The organism is Thermococcus sp. ES12 (assembly GCF_012027515.1).
Classification (GTDB): domain Archaea; phylum Methanobacteriota_B; class Thermococci; order Thermococcales; family Thermococcaceae; genus Thermococcus; species Thermococcus barossii.
Genome location: NZ_SNUP01000085.1, coordinates 1 through 433, shown reverse-complemented (window position 1 = coordinate 433; position 433 = coordinate 1). Strand labels below are relative to the sequence as shown.

1 pseudogene is annotated in these 433 nt (G+C 38.3%); it reads left to right on the top strand.

What is annotated here, in order from left to right:
- Positions 1 to 433 (top strand): annotated as a pseudogene (locus E3E37_RS11170) (nucleotide sugar dehydrogenase); the annotation flags it as partial.

The following is a 433-nucleotide window of genomic DNA, read 5'->3' as shown; positions in this document are numbered from 1 at the left end:
AAGAATGGCAAAGCTCATAGAAAGGGTAAATGGTCTAAAAGCTGGAAGGGATTTCTACATGGCACATGCTCCTGAGAGGGTAATGCCTGGAAGAATATTTAAGGAACTTGTTTATAACTCGAGGATACTCGGAGGTATAGATGAAAAGAGTGCAGAACTAGCCGAGATATTATACCGCTCTTTTGTAAAAGGGCAAATATTTAAAACGAACTCCACAACCAGCGAAATGGTAAAACTGATGGAAAACACTTTTAGAGATGTGAATATAGCACTGGCAAATGAATTTGCTCTCTTAGCTCACCAATATGGTATTGATATTTTTAAAGCAATAGAATTGGCTAATACACATCCACGGGTCAAAATTCACACTCCGGGAATAGGTGTTGGAGGTCATTGTTTGCCAAAAGATCCTTATTTATTACTAAGCTCTGCT